At 64.9% G+C, this 3,119-nt stretch carries 3 protein-coding genes and 1 pseudogene; all 4 read left to right on the forward strand.

From position 1 onward, the window contains the following. Window positions 1–1,118 (forward strand): FAD-binding oxidoreductase (locus EOD07_RS28430; protein WP_164772616.1); only part of this gene is annotated, 1,118 nt, incomplete at its 5' end. Window positions 1,119–1,326: 208 nt separating this feature from the next. After that, entirely contained in the window at window positions 1,327–1,608 is a 282-nt protein-coding gene (locus EOD07_RS28435) for a hypothetical protein (RefSeq protein ID WP_245470532.1), read from the forward strand. Window positions 1,609–1,710: 102 nt separating this feature from the next. Continuing rightward, complete coding sequence (locus EOD07_RS28440; protein ID WP_127237738.1) at window positions 1,711–2,667, forward strand: EamA family transporter; 957 nt, start codon at window positions 1,711–1,713, stop codon at window positions 2,665–2,667. Between the two features lie 167 nt (window positions 2,668–2,834). Then, a pseudogene (locus tag EOD07_RS28445) lies at window positions 2,835–3,119 on the forward strand (alpha/beta hydrolase); the annotation flags it as partial.

The raw sequence follows: 3,119 nt of genomic DNA on the forward strand, positions 1-3,119 counted from the left end.
CGGGCACACTGGGCATGTGCACGGCGCTCAACCTCGTCGAGCAGGGCGCCCGCGTCACGGTGCTCGAAGCGCAGTCGATTGCCTCGGGGTCGAGCGGCCGGTCGGTCGGCGTCGTCGGATCGCAATTGACCGACCCGTTCGAGATCATGCTGCGCGTCCATTCGCTGCGCCGGTTCCGCCAATGGGAGGGCGAGGGGCTTCGCTTCAACCATATCGGCTATCTGCGGCTCGCGCGCACGCCGGCGCAGATGGAGCTGTTCGCCAGATCGGTCGAGATCCAGGCCGAAGCAGGGCTGAGGTCGCGCCTGATCCGTGCCAATGAACTCAAGGATCTCGTTCCGCATATCAATCCGGATGGGCTCGAAGGCGGATTGTTCGGACCCGACAACGGCTTCCTCGACCCGCACGAGATGTGCAATTTCCTGGCGGGCATCGTCCGCGCCAGGGGCGGCGAGATCCGCCAGTACCGCAAGCTGCTCGGCGTAGAACGGCGGCCGGGCGGCTATACGCTGGAAACCAGCGGCGGCTCGATGGATTGCGATGCCGTGGTCAATGCGGCTGGCGCCTGGGCGCCGCAGGTCGCAGCGCTTTTCGGCCAGCGCCTGCACATCTGGCCCGAGCGCCACGAGGCCGTCGTCATTCATCTCGACGAGCCGCTCGGCTACACCATGCCGATGGTGATGGACCTGGTGAACGGCGAAGGCAGCGGCCTCAATTTCCGCCACGAAAAACCAGGCGAGCTGATCGCCGAGATCCACAAGGTGAACTCCATCGCGCCCGAGGATCCCGACAATTACAACGACCAGTGCGAAGAGCAGTCCAAGGTCGATCTGGCGGAGTTGCTTCTGGAGCGTGTTCCCGGCCTGCCTGGAGCGCGGCTCGGCCGGGGCTGGGCGGGCCTCTACCCGGTGACCGCCGACCATCGCCCCTTTGTCGGGCCGATCGACGCCTCGGAATCAACGTTGATCACCGCCGCCGGCGCCGGCGGCTACGGCATCCAGCTTGCCCCGGTGATCGGCCAGATCGCGGCCGACTGGGTGCTTCGAGGCGCGCCGGTTTCGGTACCCGGTTCGCAGAGCCTCGCGCCTTCGGCCGGGCGCAACCTCCCCGGTCACTGACCGATGCGTTTGGGCAGGCGAGACGTCTAAGATGCGACCGTTCGCGTTAACCATCAATTAACTATCCGGTCGCCTTTAATACGGTTCTGGAGGATACTGATTTTGGTCGTGAGCGATGAGCGCGGCTGTCGAAATCAGCAAAGGAGCGGCGGATAATCGCCGCCGTCTGCCGGGGAGGCGCCCAGCATCTTTGATGAGGAGCGCCGACATGAATATCGAGGAAGCGGTTACTGCAGCGACGGCGGGGTCGGGCGCGCTTCTGTCCTGTCTCGGCCAGCCTGTCGTGGCCTATCACGTCACTGCCATCATGCGCGAAACGGACAAAGGCCATGCACGGCAGATGCAGCTCGCCCTGCTGCGGCGAAGCATCGAGGCGCTTGTCGACGACGGCCTCGAAGACGCCGAAGCCGAACGCTTTGCGTCGCAGCTCCATGGTCGCGTCGGCTCGGCCTGGGACCTGCTGCATCCGGCTAGCGGCACGCCGCACTGATCTTTGGACCATGGCTCCCCATCGGCGGCCATATGTAACAACCCGGGGATGAGATAGACTGCCGCTCACGTCTGGGCTGCGTTCATCGAACGGGGGCATGCGATGCAGGCGATACCGATAGCGCATCCGGCAGAGCAACCTGCCGCGGTCTCGATACCTTCCCTGGGCGGTTATCCCGCCGCCGTTCTGTGCTGGCTGCTGTCGGCTGGCGTCTATATCGCGGCCAAATGGGTGGCGGCGGAAATGCCGCCCTGGGGGCTGTGCTTCTGGCGGCTCTTGCTCGCCTGCGCCATCCTGTTGCCGATCGTGCACCGCCATCACGGCGCGATGATTGCGCTCCTCAAATCCCGGCCGCTGGAGCTCGTGGCTGTCGGAGCGATCGGCCTGACGCTCTGCCAGGGCATGATCTACCATGGCTTGAACGACACCGACGCCACCACGGCGGGCATCATCATGGCAATGTCGCCGATCATGACCATGGTGCTGGCGCGCCTCGTGCTGGGCGAGCCGCTCGGCCTCTGGAAGTCGCTCGGCGCGGTTGCCGCGCTTGCCGGCATGCTGGTCATCGTCGCGCATGGCAAGCTGGACGCGCTGGTGCACCTGCGCTTCAACATCGGCGAGTTGTGGATCGTCGGCAGCGCCTTCTGCTGGGCGCTCTACACCGTGCTGCTGCGCCGCTCCAAATTCGGCCTCGAGCTCCTGCCGCTGGTGGTCCTCTTGCTCGGCGCCGGGGCGCTGGTGGCGCTGCCGTTCCATCTCTGGGAAATATTCAACGACGAACGCTCCGCCCTGAACGGCAATGGCCTGCTCGCGCTCGCCTATCTGGCCGGTCCCGGCGGCGCGCTGATGTATTATCTCTACAACAAAAGCGTCGAGACGCTGGGCGCGAGCCGGGCAAGCATGCTGCTCTATCTGCAGACATTGTTCGTCGCCATCCTCGCCTATCTCCTGCTCGGCGAAAGCCTGCACGACTACGATCTGATCGGCGCGGCGTTCATTGTGGTCGGGGTGATGCTGGCGACAATAATCAAGCCGCGAGCCCTTCCGGTAAGAACGTGAGGAGCGGCAAACAGCGTCATTTCAGGTCCATGTGCGCTGGGTGCCATGCGCCACGCTTTCCTAAATTAGCCGATTTTGCTATTGGCTGCCCTTCGCGGCGCCGGCCAGGGCCGAAGGGGGATCATGGCTATCGACAAGCGCGTGAACGCATGAACGGCGGCCAGCAGATGCTACAACTGCGCGTGCTTGGCGATTTTCAGGTCACGCGCGACGGCGCGCCGCTCGACCTGCCGCCGTCGCGCAAGACGCGGGCGCTGCTTGCTTACCTCGCCGTCACCGCCAGGCAGCATCAGCGCGAGCGGTTGTGCGAGATATTCTGGGACATTCCCGACGATCCGCGCGGCGCCTTGCGCTGGAGCCTGTCCAAGATCCGCCAGGTGCTGGGTGACGACGAATCCGCTTTGAGCGCCGATCGCAATGCCGTCGCGCTCAACCTCGAGACGGACTATGCG

It is taken from the genome of Mesorhizobium sp. M2C.T.Ca.TU.002.02.1.1 (assembly GCF_003997225.1).